At 54.9% G+C, this 17507-nt stretch carries 15 protein-coding genes; 6 read left to right on the top strand and 9 right to left on the bottom strand.

The window, feature by feature from the left end:
• Positions 1-63 precede the first annotated feature (63 nt).
• Positions 64-996, top strand: a complete 933-nt coding sequence (locus tag NIZ92_RS09685; protein ID WP_060185055.1) for a YicC/YloC family endoribonuclease — start codon at positions 64-66, stop codon at positions 994-996.
• A 608-nt stretch (positions 997-1604) separates the two neighbouring features.
• Positions 1605-2366, top strand: coding sequence for an NAD(+) diphosphatase (nudC, locus tag NIZ92_RS09680; RefSeq protein ID WP_254003190.1), 762 nt, complete (start codon positions 1605-1607; stop codon positions 2364-2366).
• 8 nt (positions 2367-2374) lie between these two features.
• Here nudC and NIZ92_RS09675 read toward each other — a convergent pair whose 3' ends face one another.
• The 6 genes from NIZ92_RS09675 to NIZ92_RS09650 all read right to left on the bottom strand — a co-directional run bounded on the left by NIZ92_RS09675 (position 2375) and on the right by NIZ92_RS09650 (position 8460).
• Positions 2375-2830 carry a MarR family winged helix-turn-helix transcriptional regulator gene (locus NIZ92_RS09675; RefSeq protein ID WP_035273713.1) on the bottom strand — a complete coding sequence of 152 codons (456 nt, stop codon included), beginning with the start codon at positions 2828-2830 and terminating at the stop codon, positions 2375-2377.
• Positions 2831-2901: 71 nt separating this feature from the next.
• A complete protein-coding gene (locus NIZ92_RS09670; protein WP_254003189.1) occupies positions 2902-4059 on the bottom strand; it encodes an NAD(P)/FAD-dependent oxidoreductase in 1158 nt (385 codons plus the stop codon).
• 10 nt (positions 4060-4069) lie between these two features.
• Complete coding sequence (locus tag NIZ92_RS09665; RefSeq protein ID WP_254003188.1) at positions 4070-5062, bottom strand: VOC family protein; 993 nt, start codon at positions 5060-5062, stop codon at positions 4070-4072.
• Positions 5059-5922, bottom strand: a complete 864-nt coding sequence (locus NIZ92_RS09660) for an alpha/beta hydrolase (protein WP_254003187.1) — start codon at positions 5920-5922, stop codon at positions 5059-5061. The genes NIZ92_RS09665 and NIZ92_RS09660 overlap by 4 nt, the downstream gene beginning before the upstream one ends.
• Positions 5923-5926: 4 nt before the next feature.
• Complete coding sequence (locus NIZ92_RS09655; RefSeq protein ID WP_254003186.1) at positions 5927-7165, bottom strand: nitrate/nitrite transporter; 1239 nt, start codon at positions 7163-7165, stop codon at positions 5927-5929.
• A gap of 170 nt (positions 7166-7335) precedes the next feature.
• Positions 7336-8460 carry an MFS transporter gene (locus NIZ92_RS09650; RefSeq protein ID WP_254003185.1) on the bottom strand — a complete coding sequence of 375 codons (1125 nt, stop codon included), beginning with the start codon at positions 8458-8460 and terminating at the stop codon, positions 7336-7338.
• Between the two features lie 98 nt (positions 8461-8558).
• Here NIZ92_RS09650 and NIZ92_RS09645 point away from each other — a divergent pair, with 98 nt between their 5' ends.
• The 4 genes from NIZ92_RS09645 to NIZ92_RS09630 all read left to right on the top strand — a co-directional run bounded on the left by NIZ92_RS09645 (position 8559) and on the right by NIZ92_RS09630 (position 13546).
• Complete coding sequence (locus tag NIZ92_RS09645; protein ID WP_035273725.1) at positions 8559-9326, top strand: helix-turn-helix transcriptional regulator; 768 nt, start codon at positions 8559-8561, stop codon at positions 9324-9326.
• 83 nt (positions 9327-9409) lie between these two features.
• Positions 9410-10726: a M20 family metallopeptidase gene (locus tag NIZ92_RS09640; protein ID WP_254003184.1), complete on the top strand. Its 1317-nt coding sequence runs from the start codon at positions 9410-9412 to the stop codon at positions 10724-10726.
• A gap of 330 nt (positions 10727-11056) precedes the next feature.
• The gene (locus tag NIZ92_RS09635) at positions 11057-12382 is read left to right on the top strand and encodes a M20 family metallopeptidase (RefSeq protein ID WP_035273168.1); all 1326 of its coding nucleotides are present in this window, start codon (positions 11057-11059) and stop codon (positions 12380-12382) included.
• Between the two features lie 123 nt (positions 12383-12505).
• Positions 12506-13546 carry a methyltransferase gene (locus NIZ92_RS09630; protein WP_254003183.1) on the top strand — a complete coding sequence of 347 codons (1041 nt, stop codon included), beginning with the start codon at positions 12506-12508 and terminating at the stop codon, positions 13544-13546.
• Positions 13547-13604: 58 nt separating this feature from the next.
• Here the strand turns inward: NIZ92_RS09630 and NIZ92_RS09625 are convergent, their stop codons facing one another.
• The 3 genes from NIZ92_RS09625 to NIZ92_RS09615 all read right to left on the bottom strand — a co-directional run bounded on the left by NIZ92_RS09625 (position 13605) and on the right by NIZ92_RS09615 (position 17210).
• Positions 13605-14054, bottom strand: coding sequence for an Hsp20/alpha crystallin family protein (locus tag NIZ92_RS09625; protein WP_035273170.1), 450 nt, complete (start codon positions 14052-14054; stop codon positions 13605-13607).
• Positions 14055-14245: 191 nt separating this feature from the next.
• A complete protein-coding gene (locus NIZ92_RS09620) occupies positions 14246-15778 on the bottom strand; it encodes a nucleobase:cation symporter-2 family protein (protein ID WP_254003182.1) in 1533 nt (510 codons plus the stop codon).
• Positions 15779-15833: 55 nt separating this feature from the next.
• On the bottom strand, positions 15834-17210 hold the full coding sequence (locus NIZ92_RS09615) for an 8-oxoguanine deaminase (protein ID WP_060185046.1): 1377 nt from the start codon (positions 17208-17210) through the stop codon (positions 15834-15836).
• Positions 17211-17507 lie beyond the last annotated feature (297 nt).

Here is a 17507-nt window from a genome sequence, read left to right as displayed (position 1 = left end):
GGCCAAAGCCGGGACCTGAGAGTACAATTGGCGGCTTTATTCCATTCTTAAAGTGACCCACCCATGATCCGTAGCATGACCGCGTTTGGCAGCGCCAAGGCCGAGTCCGAAGCAGGCACCATCAATATCGAGATGCGCAGCGTCAACAACCGCTTTCTGGACCTGAATCTGCGTTTGCCCGAGGAACTGCGTTTTGCGGAGAATCTGCTGCGCGAGCTGGCCGCCCAGGGTGTACAGCGTGGCAAGCTGGAATTGCGGGTCAACTTTGCCCGTAGCGGCACGGATCAGCAACGCAGCCTGGATATGGAGGCGGTGGAACGCACAGCACAGATGCTGCAAGTGGCACGCGTGGCCATTCCCGATCTCCCTGCACCCGAGTTGCATACCTTGCTGAGCAATCAAAGCGGCAATAATTCGGGCATGGATCCCGAAATCTGGCTGCCCATGATCAGCCAGGCTTTCGAGGCGGCCTTGCAGGATTTTCAGGCGACCCGAGAGCGTGAAGGCCAGCGGCTGGCACAAGCCATGCTGGATATTCGCCAGGACATGAGCGTCATTGTGGACGAGGTCGAGCAGCACCTGCCCTCGATCCTGACGGAGCAGAAGAACAAGATTGCTACTCGCTTGCATGACGCCTTGTTGCAAGCCAGTCCGGACGGTTTCGCCCTGATTTCGGGCGAAGAACTGTCTGCCCGCGTCGCGCAGGAAGCGGCTGTTTTCTCCCTGCGCATTGATGTGGCTGAGGAAATCGCCCGCTTGCGTTCGCATTTGACCGAGCTGGAGCTGATTCTTAACGGTGATACCAGCGTGTCGTCCAACAAGAAAAGCACGCGCCAAGGCAGCACTGGCAAGCGTTTGGACTTCCTGTTCCAGGAGATGAACCGTGAGGCCAATACCTTGGGTTCCAAGGCAGGCAGCATGGACATGACGCGCGCTTCTATCGACTTGAAGCTGTGTATTGAGCAGTTGCGCGAACAGACCCAAAACATCGAGTAAACCAGCCAGTCCCTTATTTTCTGCCGGCCAGTATTTTTTTCAGCAGGTGCTGCCTGCTTAAACCGCGTGAAACCTCAGGTTTTATGGGGTTTTTTCAAGAAAACCGTCTTGCTCAGGCCAGGCGGTTTTTTTGTGGACTTTTCTGATCATCCTCAAACTCCCTAGGGCTATTTTTTCTGAAAGTGGTCTAGTGAAGCCAGGAATAAATACAGACGCTTTATAAGCCGCCTTAATATATAAAAATAAAATAGCGATTTTTAAAATAAAAAAATAAAACAAAAATAAGAAATGGTTTTTATAAATAATTAATCCGGTTTTAAAAGTTTAAAAACGAATCACCGGTTTTAAATAAATTCATGCTTAATTGTCTGTCTGCTAATTAGGTGGCTTGCCAGTTTTGTCCTGGGATTTTCTCGACAAGGCCAGGTAACACGTCACCTTTTTGACAGTTGTGTTTCTGGTTTTAAAACGGCAGTTTTTTCTGGCCGCTGTCTGAATGCCCTGCTCGGCCCCTTGGGTTTTTCTCCGCTTTTTTCTGCCTCCGTCCTTCCCGTACAATAGCCAGCGCTGTGCTGCTCTTAGGCGGCTTATTAAAGGACAAAAAACACATGAATTTCATTTTTCGTGGAAATGAAATATTGGTCAGCAGCCAGGAAGGACAAGCCTTGATTCCTGCCAAACCCGCACTGGATTTAGCGCCGGCGCAATGGCATGCTCTTTTTCCAGGTGACGATTGTCAGGATTTTGCCTGCCACGTAGCGGCCGAGACCCCGGCTCCGGATGGCTTTACCTTCCGTCACTTGCGCGGCGTGCTGTCGCAGTTGGGAGATCAAGCCAGTATGGTGAATCGGGCTTTTCAAGTCTCGGAATGGGCGCGCAGCCATCGTTACTGTGGTGTGTGCGGTTCGACCATGGAGCGTGTGAAGCATGAACTGTGCTTTCGCTGCACCTCTTGTGGTTTCTCGGCCTATCCCCGAATCTCCCCGGCCATGATGGTGCTGATCCGCGACAAGGACCGTATTTTGTTGGCCAGTCACTCCACTTACGCGACGGCGCGCTACACGGCTCTGGCCGGGTTTGTGGAAGCCGGTGAAAACCTGGAAGAAGCCATTCACCGTGAGGTTATGGAGGAAGTGGGGCTGCGCGTGGACAATATTCAGTATTTCGGCAGTCAGTCCTGGCCTTTCCCACATTCTTTAATGGTGGCTTATACCGCCGAGTACGCCGGGGGTGATTTGCGCATTCAAGCTGACGAAATCAATGACGCGCGCTGGTTTGGCCCGGGTGACGCCCTGCCCGATCTGCCCCATACCGACTCCATTGCGGGCCGTTTGATTCGGGCCAATTTACCGGGCCAGGCCAAGACTTAAAGCGCGACTCAGGTCGCCAGATGGGCGGCGACATTGCGCAGCATACGGCCCAAATCCTCGCGCTCATTCGGATTGAGCACCGACAGAGCATCATCAATCATTTTTTTGGCGGCGGGCCAGACTTGCGCATAGCGCTCACGGCCCGTTTCGCTCAGGTACACACGCATATAGCGGCTGTCGTTTTCGTCCGTGCGGCGCTGCACCAATTCGCGTTCTTCCATTTGGTCAATCACCCGGCTCAAGACCGGCTGATGTACCACGATGGCCTTGGCAATTTCCCCGATGCTGCGCCCGTCCTTATCCCACAGGTACTGCAAGACCCGAAAGTGCACATAGGTCATATTGTGTTCACGCAGGGTGGTCGATCTTAGCGTTTGGTCCAACTTGTAGATAATGTTGGCCATCTGGAAGGCCAGATTGGTTTCTACGCTGCTGTCAGGGATGGAGACGGGAGTTTTGCTCATAATGCCTTGGGAGAGTCAATCCTGCGCTTGTCGCTCCATGAAATCGGAGCGACAAGCGGACCGTCAGTATACTAGCAGAGCTCTGCCTGGACGGTTCCCGTAGGCGTGTGACTGGCAGCGCGGAAAATCTGCGCGTAGCTCCAGGGATTGGCCATGGCAGAACGCACGACCTGAGTACGCACGGCATCGGGCAAGGCGCTGATCTCACCATATAGACAGGACCACTTCTGGCAGTGCTCTACAATCTCGCGCTCGTTGTTTTCCCAGGCTTCCAGGGCTTCGGGGATATCGCGGGCATCCTGCACCATTTCCAGGAACGTGGCCAAAGCCAGGCCATTTTGCATGGCCATGCCCCCACCCTGCCCCAGGTTCGGCGGTTGAGCGTGGGCGGCGTCGCCCAAAATCGCGGTACGGCCACTGGACCAGGTTTTGCAGCGCGTCACACTGTAACGACCCCAACTGACCGGGCCATCTGCGCGTTCAATCAAGTGTGCCCAGTGTGGGAACAAGGCAGACCAGTATTCCTTGTCGATCTGGACATTGCTGGCACGCACATCGTCGTACGGGCACGTTAAGGCCAGATAGGTTTGGGTTTCGCTGACGGGCGTAATCAGCAAGCGATGCAGACCGTTCCAGTTCTCGATGTATTTTTGAGCGTCTTGCTCTGAGGTGTCGCCTGGCTTACGGGTGATCATGGTACGCAAGGCCCCTTCGCGGGTTTGCTCGTGCACCAGTTCCAGACCGAGAGATTGGCGGATACGGGACCAGATGCCATCAGCACCCACGACCAGATCGGCACGTAAACGCTCGCCCGAGGCCAGTTGAACTTCCCCGCGTGCGCTGGCGGCGATGACTTCCACATTCGTGCGTACCTTCACGCCGGCGCGCTTGCCCGCTTGCTCCAGGGATTTCAGCAGTTGCGAGCGCATCACGGTAATCAGACGGCGATCGGGCGGTGTGGGGCCGCAATCAATGACCTCGTTATTCAGATCGCGCTGCTCAAAGTGACTACCGTAGAAAGCGCCTTCAATCGCTTGTTCGTACGCTCCCAAGGCTTTGAGAACGCGCAGGCCGTTTTCCCAGATATAAATACCGGAGCCATTGGCGCGCAATTCAGACTGGCGCTCCAGCACAGTGACATCCCAGCCGCGTTGAGCCAAAGCGGCGGCGGTTGCCAAACCACCCAGGCCACCGCCTGCGATCAAGGCACTTAGTTTTTTATCGGACATGCTGGTTTCCTTAAACTTGCGCCCACAAAGGCAAAGAGTGATTGCTATCCAGAACACGTTCGCCAGCCAGAGTTACGTACCACTCGCTGAGCAGACCATCCGGGTCACGCAAGAAGAAAGCGCGCTTCCAGGGCAGGTTCACGTTGTGAACGGGTGTGATGTTCTGGGCTTTCAGGCGCTCCAGTGTGTGTTCCAGATCCTGGACGCCGGCCAGCTCGAAACTGCCATGCGAGAAGGAGGCTTCTTCATCACGTACCAGGATCAGGCTGTAATCATAATTGGCCAGACCGGCACGCAAGTAGACAACCTGCTCGTTTTCATAAACCACTTCCAGACCACCGACCTCGGTATAGAAGCGGCGCATGGCATCCAACTGAGCGGTACGCAGCACGGCATGGGTGACTCGACGTGGTTGTACCGGGGCGTCGGCGACTGTTTCCAGAACTGGGTCGGAGTCGTAACGGCCTTCGGTAAAAGGCTCCTGGCCTTCGGGGTCCCAGCGGCTGGTCAGTAATTCCATAGGGCCACCCAGTACGCTGCGCCAGTCTTTAATGGTGTCGCAGTAGAACTCGTTGTAGTTGCCATCAGGGTCAAACATATAGACGCTATGGGCAACCTGATGGTCCACTGTCATGTCAATGTCGCGCCCTTGCTCTTTTGCGCGCTTCCAGCCTGCAACCAGTTCAGCTTCATTTTCCAGCTCCCAGGCCAGGTGATTCAGACCGGGCTTCAAGCCAATTGTGCCGGGCAGTTGCAGCAGACCGTCACGGCCATACCGGTTCACGCCTTTAGTCGTTTCCATCATGCCCAGATCATGGGGCGTGTGGCCGGTGCCCAAAAAGGTCGCCACCAGATCCGGTTCGGTAAATTCCACTTTCAGGCCGCAGACCTGGCTGTAAAAATCTTCACCGCGTTGCAGTTCGTCAACCCACAGGTTGACGTGGCCCAGACGGCGGGGCTCAAAGCACGCGGTTTGGATGGAGTGGGAAGTTGCTTGTGTCATAGTTTCTCCTCCTGGGTATGACGATTCATGGTCTGCAACACGGCTAGCGTCAATGCGCTGTCGCTCTGCTCCAGATCCATCAAGACGTTGAAATGATTACGGTTTGGCACGGCCATGCTCTGCACCATGCAGCCCGCCAGCTCGCATTGGCGGGCGTAGTGACGGCTTTGTTCTTGCATGACGGCAGGTTCCAGTGCCCCCCAGGCCACCAGCACGGGCGTTCCCCTTGCTGGTGGGTGCAAGGCCGGGCTATAGCGTTGGGCTTGTTCTTCGTTCAGCTGCAGCCAGTCATTCACGGCGGTCTGCAAGAGGGGATGCAAATCCATGACGCCGCTGATAATGCTGGCGCTGTGGATCAGACGTTGTTCACGTCGGGTATCGGCCGCCAGCAACATGCCGCTTAAATGGCCCCCTGCCGAGCTGCCACTAATATGAATACGCTGCGGGTCGCCATTAAATTGCGTCGCGTGCGCGTGGACCCACTGCAAGGCGCGTTCGCATTGCGCCACGATCTGCGGCAGGCGGTAAGCCGGAGCCAAGCCATAGTCCAGGCAAATCACCGTGGCACCGGCGGCATGCAGGCTTTGCGCCATCATGGCCGAGTCATCCTTGGACAACATGCGCCAGTAGCCCCCATGAATGAACAGGTAAACCGGGGCGCCAGCCTGGCTGGCGGCATAGATATCCAGTTTTTCTGTCGGGTCATCGCCATAGGCGTGGGTGCTGAAACAGGCTTTCAGGGCTACACGAGCTCGTTCACTGGCCTGCTTGTAGGTGGCCATCTCAGCGTCAAAATCAGCCACCGAGGCCTGGAGCCGGTATTGCTCCAGGTCTGCCGGATCGAAAACAAGTTTGTTCATTGCTTTATTCCGCCTGCGCCGAAGGCAAGCGATTCAATAGGAGGAAACCGATGAAAACCAGCACTTCCACCGCCAGGAAGCTGCCAAAGGCCCAGATGTAGGAACCAGTCAGGCTCAGCAAGAGGCCCAGCAGGGACGGCGCGACAAAGGTGGCGAACACACCGCCCATTTCGGCATAGCCAGCAGCGCTAGGGCCCAGGTTCACGCCATAGCGCTCCCCCACGTAGCTGAAAATGGCGCCACCATGAAAGACCCCTACGCCGCAAAGAATGGCCACGATCAGCAGGCCGTTGTAGGGCAATGCCTGCCAGGCAACCAGAACACAGGCGCTGGCTGCCAGAATGGTCAACCACATGCCCACACGCATTACCCCAACACGGGTGAAGCGATCGCTGACATAACCGCCCAGAATCAGGAAGAAGACTTGGGACAAGCCCATGATGGTGCCGAACAAGGGAGCCTGTTCGGGGGCCATTTTCTGCACATCAATCAGCGCTGGAATCAGCCAGGTCGCGGTTGCCGCAACCGAGAACAAAGCCCCAAAAATGGCCAGAATGCCTACCCATATCCAGGGGCGTGCGGCGATGGAGCGCAACACACCGGCATCGGTTTTGATCTTGTCGTGTGGATCTTGATAAGGACCGGCGCGTACCACCAGCTGCGTGATTAAACAGGCACTTAAGGTCAGCCCGCCCAGGACCAGGAAGAAAGCACGCCAGCCATGAGCCATGGCGTAAGGCAAACCCAAGGCAAAGTCCAGGGTAATGGCCAGCGAATAGGCGGCCAGAATAATGCCCAGTACCAGACCCTGGCGGCGTGGAGCAAACCATTGCATGACGATTTTCATGGACCCGACCCAGACTGCAGAGTCAAAAAAGCCCACAACCAGACGCAGTAAAAATAGCTGCGTGAAATCCTGTGCCTGAGTCTGCAGCAGCATCAGCAAGCCGCTGCCACCCAAGCCAATCAGGTACAAACGGGCCGAGCTCATGGAGCGACCACGTGGTGCCCAGAACAACATGCCCAGTGCAAACGAGACACCGAAAGCACCCTGCACCAGCCCGGCTTGCGCGGGGCTCAGTGACAGGTCTGCCGAGACAATTTTGATAACAGCTGCAAAGCCGTAAAAGTCGGCCGCCAGGCACATTTCGCCCATCACGGCCATCAACAGCATGAGCAAGGCCACTGTGCCGCGTGGCTTGGCCTTGTCGAGCGGATTGCCCATAACCCCCTGTTCCACCATGTCATCCTCTCCTTTTGGATAAATGTTCAAGCTGAGTGTTTGTCAGGCACACTCTTCAATTGCTTTAAACATGAAGGATTATGGTGATTTGGCTTAATCTATGTCAATACATATGTATTGGTATATACCCTATGATGAGGCGGCTTACGAATGGCGTATCAGGGTTTTTCTCAAGCCTTTTTCAGGGGCAAGGCCAGACAAATAGCGGCCAGCACAGCACAAACAACAGTCACGTCAGCCAGACTTCCCCACCAGGCCGACAAGGCCAAACCGATGCCTAGCAACAGGCTGTACATCAGGCCAAAGACAGCACCTGCCTTCCCTGCCACCGAGCGATAGTCCTGCAAGGCAGCCGACAAAAGATTGGGGATGGCGATGGCGTAGGCCAATGCCAGCAACATGGCCGGCAGCAGGAAAATCAGATGTGTTCCCGCCAACTCCAGGCCGGTAGCCGCCACGGCCAAAATCAAAATCCCCCGCCACACCAAATGCCGGGCACGGTGTCCTGCCGCCAGCCAACGGCGATTCAGAAAAGCGCCCATAAAGGTTCCGGCAGCCAGTAAAAGGCCGGCCACCATCATGGGACGGTTATCGGAGCCCAGGCCTTCCAGCAGGAAAGGTGCCCATTGGTAAAAGGAAAAAATCGTGACGTTGAACAGAGCCACCAGCATGGCGGACTGCCAAATTGCCGGGTCACGCAGCAAGCGGAACAGCACATTCACCATGCTGGCCTGGCTGTGTTGAAGCGGGCGGGTTTCAGGAAGCTGAAACAGGCAAGCGGCAAACAAGATCAAGGCCAACGCGAACAGTCCCAGAAAGACGGGCATGAGGCTTGCGCTTGTTGTCAGAGCGACGCCCATTGCCAAACCTAACAAGGGGCTTAATGCCAGAGCGGCACCTATGGTGCCAAAGATCCTGGCCAGATCTTCTGCCTGGTAACGATCGCGCAACATGGTTTGTACACCGATCGAGCCGACCGCCGCTCCAAATGCACTGATCATGCGGGCAGCCAGCAAAACACCGAAGCTGGGGCTGAACACAGCCAGCAGGCAGCCCAGGCCATAAACCGTCAAACCGGCCAGAACAGCGGGCCGACGCCCGGCCTTGTCGCATAGCCAGCCCCAGAACAGCACGCCTGCGGCAAAGGCTATGAAGTAGACCGATAAGGTCTGCCCGGCGCGGCTGGCCGACACGGAGTAACTGTCGGCGATCAGGGGTAAAGCCGGGCTATAGGCGGTTTCCACCACCTGCGGAAACATGATCAAGGCGATCATCAAGAATAGAAAACGAGACATGCTAATCACACTGAATTGGGAAAAAAGAATCAGCGTAAGTCTGGCTGGATTTTTCTATTACAAGTATTCTGATAAAAAACCCATGAAATCGGACAATCATGCCTTTTTTAGATGCTAATGATCCTTTTCCGGATCTGACGGGACGTCATGCCCTGGGTATTGCGGCGCAACTGGCACAACACGACTCCGGTCTGCACCAACATCCTTGGGGGCAGATTTTGTACACCCGTAGTGGCTGCATCAGCGTAACGCTGGATCAGCAACTGTGCTTGCTGCCACCGGGGCGTTTGATCTGGATTCCAGCCTTGCTTCCACATCAGGCCCGCATGAGCGAACAGGTGGAGTACCGCTCTGTCTATCTGGACCCGGAGCATTACCCGGGCCTGCCCGAACAGGTGCAGATTCTGGCAGCGAATGATCTGTTGACAGCCGTGCTGGACCGCATAGCCAAGGCGGATCTGGATGAGGATTGGGACCGGCCTCCCGGCCTGCATATGATGCAACTTCTATTGAATGAGCTGCACCGTGCGCCGGATCAAGCCCTGTTTTTGCCCTTGCCGCAAGATACGCGCTTAAAGCGCATACCTATCGATACTTTGCCGCCCGCCTTGCATGTGCTGGCGGAATATCTGGGGGCAGGAGAAAAGACGATCAGCCGCTTGTTCAAGCGTGACACTGGCATGAGTTATCAGCAGTGGCGACAGCAATGGCGGCTGCTCAAATCCATTGAGCAGTTGTCTACGGGTGATGCCGTGACCAAGATTGCGTTTGATCTTGGGTTTGCCAGCGACAGTGCTTTTATAGCTTTCTTCAAGGATCAGATGGGAGAGACGCCAGGCCACTACGCCAGACAGCCGGTTACATAAGGCAGGATAAACACTACTTTGGATACTGATTGTTTAGGCACTATGATCGGCCCTCTACGACTACAAAAAGAGAGAGGAGCACAATGACATTTTCATTTCGCCTGAGTCTGCTTGCGGCCAGTTGTTTAATGGCTGGCACCGCCATGGCTCAAGCTAGTTCGAGTCTTGTAGATCAAGCCTTGAGCAAAGCGGATGCCCTTGAACAGCAAGTCATCGAATGGCGCCGCCATATTCACCAGAATCCGGAGTTGTCCTATCAGGAACACAATACAGCGGCCTATATCAAGGCCGCTCTGGAGACCATGCCCGGTTATGAAATTCAAACCGGCATTGCTCAAACCGGGATCAAGGCCGTTTTGAAAGGCGGCAAGCCGGGCCCGGTTGTCGCCTTGCGGGCAGATATGGATGCCCTGCCTGTGCTGGAACGGAATGATCTGCCTTTCAAGTCCACCGCCAAGGGGCAATGGCAAGGCAAAGAGGTGCCTGTATCCCATGCTTGCGGCCATGACACCCATGTCGCCATGTTGCTGGGAGCGGCAAAAGTCTTTTCCGATATGCGTGACCAGTTGCCGGGCACAGTGGTCCTGTTGTTCCAGCCTGCCGAGGAGCAAGGCCCTGGTACGCCGCTTAGCGGCGCCAACGCCATGATGAAAGAAGGAGTGCTGGACAAGCCCAAGGTGGATGTGATCATGGGTCAACATATTGGTCCGGCCTTCCCGGCAGGTAGCATTGGCTATCGTCAGGGCAGCATTATGGCCAGTGGTGATGTGTTTACCATTACGCTGGACGGCAAAGGCGGTCATGGCTCTTCTCCCTGGAGTGCTAGTTCCCCCGTAGTCGCCGCGGCGGAAACCGTAACAGCCTTGAATAATATCATCGCTCAGCGCACCAACCCTCTGGATGGGACGACTGTCGTCACTGTGGGGTCCTTGCAAAGCGGCAATCGCCCTAATGTGCTGCCTGAAAGTGCTCATATTTCCGGCACGGTCCGCTCCTTGTCCAAGATGAACCAGGCCACGGCCCATGATTTGATCAAGCTTTATGCGCAGAACATTGCCAATAGCCATGGTTTGAAATCCACGGTGAAAATCGATACAGGCTATGAAGTTCTGATCAGCGATCCTGCGGTGACTCAGCTTGTCAGCCCTGCCCTGAATCAGGCTACTGATGGTGTAGGTGCCAAGGAAGTGCCGCCAGGCATGGGTTCGGAAGACTTTGGGGCCTTCTCCAAGAACATTCCGCTGGTGTTCTGGCGCTTGAATGCCTCGCCTTATGCGGACAAGCCTGGCGCTCCCAACCATTCACCCGAGTTCATGATTGACGAGAAAGCACTGCGTATCGGTACGCGTGCCTTGGTGGCCAGCTCGCTGACCTACATGATCGACAACAAGAAACCTTGATGGCTTTTGGGGCTTGAGATGGGCATGCCTTGCCCATCCTGCTCCGATACGTTGCCCAAAAAAACCGGCTCACTGTTGCAGTGGCCGGTTTTTTCTTGCTGGAGCACATCGAACTCATTCTTGAAATCTGAACACGATTCCATTTTTTTTTGATTGTTAATGAATTCCTTTCTGGAATAAATCCATTTTTCGGGATTCTTATTTTAAATTAGGCGGTTAATCATTAAAAATAAAATTTATTTATTTTCCTGTTTTATTTTTTCTTGAAATTAAATTTTTTATAGAGGTGCTATTATCGGCAAACCTTTAACCATGAAAGGAAGAAGCCTTATGACGCATCCATTTCGCTTAGGTTTGCTTGCTGTCAGTTGTTTCGTTTCAGGTCTTGCCATCGCTCAGCCCACTACCCCCACTCTGATTGATCAGGCTTTGCAGAAAGCAGATTTGCTGGAGCCGCAGATCATCAGCTGGCGCCGCCATCTTCACCAGAATCCCGAGTTGTCCTTTCAGGAACACAACACGGCCGCCTACATCAAGGCAGCACTGGACACCATGCCTGGCTATGTCATTCAGACCGGAGTGGGTCAAACAGCAGGCATCAAGGCCGTATTGACGGGTGGACAGCCCGGTCCGGTCGTCGCCTTGCGGGCGGATATGGATGCCTTGCCAGTCGAAGAAATCAACGATCTACCCTTCAAGTCCACTGCCAGAGGGTCATGGCAAGGCCAGGATGTTCCCATTTCTCATGCCTGCGGTCACGATACTCACATGGCCATGCTATTGGGGGCTGCCCAGGTGTTGTCCGACATACGTGCCGATTTACCCGGCACGATTGTCCTGATCTTTCAACCCGCCGAGGAAGGCAATCCGACACCTGGAGGGCCCACAGGTGCGCGCGTCATGATGGATGCAGGTGTCATGGAGTCGCCCAAGGTGGATGTGATCATGGCCCAGCATATCGGCGCCGGTTTTCCCTCCAAGGAGATTGGCTACCGCGAAGGAGTCATGCTGGCTAGCGGCGATGGTTTCAATATCTCTTTGCAAGGTGAAGGGGGACATGGTTCCGCTCCTTGGAGAGCCACCTCGCCTTTGACGGCTGCAGCCGAAATTGTGGTTTCTTTAAATAACATCATTGCGCAGCGTACCAATCCGGGTACCGGTACAACCGTTGTTTCTGTAGGCAAGCTGCAAAGCGGCTTTAAAGGCAATGTCTTGCCAGATACCGCGGTTCTTGAAGGTACTATCCGCTCCTACTCGCCCAGCAACCAGCTTATCGCCAAGGATCTGGTCAAGCGCTATGCCGAGAACATTGCGGCCAACCACGATGTCAGCGCGACAGTGAAGATCAACAGCGGGTATCCCATTACCATCAGTGATCCTGCTACGACGGCGATGCTGTTACCTGCCTTCGAGCTAGCCGCTGACGGTGCCGGAGTACGCGAAACATCTCCAGCTATGGCGTCTGAGGATGTAGGTGTTTTTGCCAAAGACATCCCTCTGGTTTTTTGGCGTCTTAACGCTACGCCGTATGCCGATAAACCTGGAGCGGCAAATCATTCACCCGAATTCCTGATTGATGAGAATTCATTGAGAATTGGAACCCGTGCATTATTGGCAAGCTCTTTGACTTATATGATCCAGAACAATAACCCTTAATTTCTTTTTCATTTCCTGACTCAGAACAAATGCATATTAGTGACTTGTTCTGATGAATTAATTTCGTTTCCTCAAAGGCCGATTCGCTTTCATGGTGATCGGTCTTTTTTTAAAGGGATGGAGATGACAAAATTTTCTGATACTTCCGAACGCAGCCAAGATTTAAACCAGGGGCAAGACAGTGGGGTTGAGTTGCTCAATCTGATCATGGCGTATTCCATTTCAACCTCGGTACGGGCTGCTGCCCAGTTAGGGCTGGCCGATCATCTGAGAAACGGGTCCAAGACGATTGACGAGCTGGCTCGCTTGACCCATACCCAAGGCATTCATTTACAGCGTATCTTGCGTGTCTTGTGTGCCAATCGAGTCTTTAGGGAACAGCCGATAGATACCTATCAGTTGGACGAACTGGGTAAGCAAATGCTGTCTGACTCCCCTACCCGGCTGAAAGATGCGGCCCTGATGCTGACGGACGCCGCATTTTTGCACTGCGCCGGAGATCTGGCCAAGGCGGCGGCCGGCACCCCCATTTTCCGCGAGCGCTTTGGACATGGTTTTTTTGAACACTGGGAGGACAAGGCCATTCATGATGTTTTCCATCAAGGTGTCGCCGGGCTGTCCATGGCCTCTAATCATCTGCTGATCGAACAGATCGATGTTCCAGAAGGCGCTACGGTGGTGGATGTGGGCGGTGGTATTGGTGGTTTACTGCTATTGATTCTGCAACAGAACCCCAGCGCCTATGGGATTTTGTTCGATCAGGCCCAGGTACTGGATAATTCGGTGCTTCCAAACTTGAATCAGCCTGAACGCTGGAAACTGGTCAGCGGCGATTTCTTTGAGAGCTGCCCAGCCGGCGATATTTATCTTCTGCAGATGATCATTCATGACTGGAGCGATGAGCAAGGCATCACCATCTTGCGTAACTGCAAACGCGGTATGTCTGAAAATGGTCGCATTCTGATTCTGGAAAGCGTCATCGAGCCGAATAATCAGCCAGATGGCGGTAAATTGCTGGATCTGATCACCATGTGTGTGCTGGAAGACAGCCGTGAACGAACCCTGGCGGAATTTGAAGCTTTATTTGAGCAGGCTGGTTTGCGCTTGATACGCCGTATCCCCACAGCGGGCTTGTGTTCCATTCTGGAAGTGGGACACAAATAGTTCCCGCGCCTGAAAGAAAACCGCGCCTACAAGGCGCGGTTTTCTTCGAGCATGCTTTTTAGCGGATTTCCAGCTTCTTGGCCCCTGCCCCACTCTTTTTCTTGGGCAGAATCAACTCCAGAACGCCGTTTTCACATTTTGCGCTCGCCTGGGCTTCATCAATGTCCTGAGCCAGGCTGAAACGACGTGTCTGCACCCCGTAATAGCGTTCACTGCGCAAGACCGTATCGCCGTCCTTTTCTTCCTGAGTCCGACGGCTTTCCACGCGGATAGAAACCACATTGCCTTCAACGCTGACATGCACGTCTTCCTTGTTGATACCTGGCACCTCCGCGCTGACTTGATAGGCCTCTTCGCTCTCGCTGACATCCAGACGAATGGCGGGCGGTGTATTTCCGGCCAGGGAGCCGACAACAGGAACGCGTCGGAAGATGTCTTCAATATCTCGCCACGTGTCCAGGCCCGCCAGATCACCAAAGGGATTAAAACGTGTCAAATTATTTGCCATGCTTGATCTCCATTTTTCCTTTGCTGAGCCCTGCTGCAATGGAAGGCGTGGGCTCGGTCGCCTACGTAAGAGGAGATGAGGCTAGTTCCCGATATTTCAAGTGCTTAGCTAAAAAAAACCGCCTTGCTCCCTAAAGAGACAAGGCGGCCAAAGGTACGATCTTATGTTCTTTTAGCAGTGTTTCTACTTGTTCAGGTACTGCTTAAACTCGGTTTCGTGTGCAGCACAGGGGACTGTTCCGGTGCGGGGTGCTCATCAGCAATAATCGGGATCTCCTTGCCGTCCTTGTCCATGACCTTGCCGTTTTCAACATAGTCTCCTTCGTTCAGATTGGCCACGTCCGAGACCCGCAGATAGCGGCCTCCACCCGCAGCAAACACAGAGGGCTGATCCGGATTGCCCAGGGTGAAATGGTTGAACAGCAGGTTCAGCACAATCGCCACCAGGGCTGCCGAGCTGATGCCGGAGTGGAAAATCGTCGCAAACCAGGTTGGGAAGTGCTCGTAGAACTTGGGAGCCACGATAGGAATCATGCCGGCGCCGATAGCGGTGGCGACGATGATCAGGTTCATATTGTTTTCGTAGTTCACCTTGGCCAGCGTACGGATACCGCTGGCCGCGACGGTGCCAAACAGGACCATACCCGCGCCACCCAGTACCGCGGGTGGGACAGCGGCAACCAGACGGCCCATGATGGGCAGCAAGCCCAGTGCGATCAGAATCAGGCCACCAAAGGCTACGACGTAACGGCTTTTCACGCCGGTGACCGCCACCAGACCGACGTTCTGGGCAAAGGCACTTTGTGTGAAAGAGCCAAATACAGGGGCGATCAGGCTGGAGAGCATATCGGCACGCAGGCCATCACCCAGACGACGAGCATCCACTTTGGTTTCGATAATGTCGCCCACGGCCAGAATGTCGGCCGAAGTTTCCACCAGCGTCACGATGATCACAATGAACATGGAGATAATCGCGGCAGTCTGGAAAGTGGGCATGCCAAAGTGGAACAGGCTGGGCAAGGCAAAGACCTCGCCTTCGCTGACGGCAGAGAAATCTGCATGGCCCATGGCGACGGCAATGACGGTGCCGATAATAATAGCCAGCAAGATAGACAGGCGGGAGGTCGTGGCGCTGCCCAGCTTGCTGAGCAAGAGCACGATCAGCAAGGTCATGGCGGCCAGGGAAATATTACCTACGCTGCCAAAGTCCGGTGCGGAAGGATTACCGCCCATGGCCCAGAATGCGGCCACTGGCATCAAGGTCAGACCAATAGTCGTAATCACGCAGCCCGTGACTAAAGGCGGGAAGAACCGGATCACCCGTGAAAAGACCGGCGTAATCAGCAGCCCAAGCAGGGACGCGACAATGACTGCGCCGAATACCGCTGGCAAACCGCCGCCCGTACCCAAAATGGCGATCATGGTGGCTACGCCAGAAAATGATACCCCTTGAACCAGCGGCAGACGGCAGCCAAAAAACGGCACGCCCAGCGTTTGCAGCAAGGTCGCCAGGCCGCCCATGAACAAGCAGGCGGTAATCAGCAAGCCGGTTTCATTGGCAGGCAGGCCAGCGGCCTCGCCAATGATCAGGGGTACGGCAATAATGCCGCCATACATGGTCAATACGTGTTGAAAACCGTAGGCAAGATTCGCGCCCAGGCCCAGATTCTCGTCTTCGGGGCGCTGCGCAGTCGCTGCACCCGTCGCCCTTGTAGGTGTTGTCATTGTTTGTCTCCGAAAATAAATAGGCAGGGCTCTAGAGGCCCTGTCACTACCGAACTCAAGCTGTCGCTACGGTATCCAGCACCTTGTCGCGCAAACGACGCGCAGCGGCTTGATGGCGTTGCATCAGGTCTTGCAAATCAATGCCGCAGGGTTGGCCGTCAATCACACGCCACTGGCCGGCGACCATCACGCGGTCGGCCCGGTCTGCGCCGCAGAGCAGCAAGGCCGCCAAGGGGTTCTCAGCGCCGGAAAAGCGCAATTCATCCAGGGTGAACAAGGCCAGATCGGCCTGCTGCCCGACGTTCAGGCCACCAATATCCTCGCGACCCAAACAACGGGCCGAGCCTTGAGTCGCCCAACGGATAACGGCTTGATGGGTAACCTGGCCCGGCTCGTAGCGCAGCCGGCCCAGCAAGAGTGCCTGTCGCATCTCTTGAGCCAGATTGGAGTGATCATTGGAGGCCGAGCCATCTACGGCCAGCCCCACGGGTGCACCAGCGGCTTCCAGCTCGATGGTGCGGCACAGGCCGCTGCCCAAGACCATATTGGACGAGGGACAATGGGCAATACCTGTGCCTGCCCGGCCCAGACGCTGGATTTCTTCGTCGTTGAAGTGAATGCCGTGTGCCAGCCAGGTGCGATTGCTTAACCAGCCCTGCTGATCCAGATAGTCCAGTGGACGCATACCAAAGAGGCGCTCGCAGTAGGCAGTTTCGTCGTCTGTTTCAGCCAGATGCGTATGCAGGCGTACGTCCTCGCGTTCAGCCAGCTTGGCGCTTTCGCTCATCAACTCGCGGCTGACAGAGAAAGGCGAACACGGAGCCAGGGCCAGCGTGATCATCGCCCCATCCTCGCGTTGGTGATATTGACGAATCAGGCGCAAGCTGTCGTCCAGAATGGTTTGCTCGTCCTGTACGACGTTTTGCGGGGGCAAGCCTCCCTGATCCCGACCCACACTCATGGAACCACGGGTCAATGCGGCGCGTACACCCAGGCGTTGAGCGGTTTCAGCCTGGCAATCAATGGCATGTTGCAAGGCGCCCGAAAACACATAGTGGTGATCGGCCACCGTCGTACAGCCCGACTGCAACAGTTCCACCATGGCCAGCTCGCTGGCCACCTGCATTTGCTCGTCGTCCAGCCCGGCCCACACGTCATACAAGGTGGTCAGCCAGGGGAACAAGGGTTTGTTCAGCGCTGGGGTATAGGCCCGTGTCAGGGTTTGGTAAAAGTGATGATGCGTATTCACCAAACCGGGCAGCAAAACGTGCCGGGAGGCATCCCAGCTTTGGTCGTAAGCCTGCTTGGGCTGCTGACCGGCGGCCACTTTTTCGATAATGCGGCTATCTTGCACCAGTACGCCACCGGCAGCTTGTGCATCTGAACAGGCCAGTGGATTGCGAATCCACAGGATCGGGGAACGGCTAGTCATTATTGTGTCTCCTGCGTTTTATTGCTTTTTATTGTTGTCAGTTCGACTAGCCGACCTATATACCTGCTGTGATAAGGGTTATTTGGAGCCTGGGCTTAGCTGTACCCTTTTTCGCTCCAAGCCTTGAGTCCTGCTAGGCCATTCAGGAACTCTTATGCCTTCTATAAGGTTTGTCGTATAGAGAGCAGCCCGTTTTTTTACGGTATTCCGGGACATAAAAAATTTGCTCAAAATCAGGATTTATCCTCTGGACAAAAACCTGGGACTATTGTCCTTTAATCACTTAAAGCCTAAATC

The sequence above is a fragment of the Alcaligenes sp. 1735tsa3 genome (assembly GCF_024134565.1).
In the GTDB taxonomy this organism is placed as follows: domain Bacteria; phylum Pseudomonadota; class Gammaproteobacteria; order Burkholderiales; family Burkholderiaceae_B; genus Alcaligenes; species Alcaligenes phenolicus.
This window is presented reverse-complemented; position numbering and strand designations above follow the sequence as displayed.